Source organism: Microtetraspora sp. AC03309 (assembly GCF_020826795.1).
In the GTDB taxonomy this organism is placed as follows: Bacteria; Actinomycetota; Actinomycetes; order Streptosporangiales; family Streptosporangiaceae; genus Microtetraspora; species Microtetraspora glauca.
Map to the genome: position 1 here is coordinate 1 of NZ_JADDIL010000423.1, position 521 is coordinate 521.

The following is a 521-nucleotide window of genomic DNA, read 5'->3' on the forward strand; positions in this document are numbered from 1 at the left end:
TTTTGTTACAACGTCCCGGAGCCAGTGACCGCCGCCGGCCGCAGTCGAGCGATGATCCCGTCGAGGTCGACGGCGAACATCTCGGGGCGAAACACATGCCCCCCGGGCACCTCATGCGCGTCGTAGGGAATGCCTGCGTGGTCGAGAAGCCCACGGAACTCTCGCTGACCGGAGAGCACCGCGATCTCGTTGGCGCTGTCGAACCAGTTGATCGGGTCCGGACTGGTGCCCGCCACGAGAAAAATCCGCTTGTTGCGATAGCTCTCGATCCGCTCGACCGGGTTGTCGGCACTCACCCTGGCCTGGTCCCACAGCGGAGCCCCGTAAACAGTTCCGCCGGCCAGATCAAGAACCGCGGACGTGATGTTTGCCCAGTGCACGACGAGGCCGAAATCGCGACGCAGGCTTGCCGGCCCCGAATGGGCGCTGACTGAGGCAAAGTGGCCGTAGTACTTGGCCGCGTACTTCAGCGCGCCGAAACCGCCCATGGAGAATCCACCGACCGCGCGGCCGTCGTATTC

General features: G+C 64.5%; 1 protein-coding gene. It reads right to left on the minus strand.

Annotation, left to right across the window (positions count from 1 at the left end):
* Nucleotides 1-5 precede the first annotated feature (5 nt).
* A partial coding sequence (locus tag IMZ11_RS43670) for an alpha/beta hydrolase-fold protein (protein WP_228649595.1) occupies nucleotides 6-521 on the minus strand: 516 nt, incomplete at its 5' end.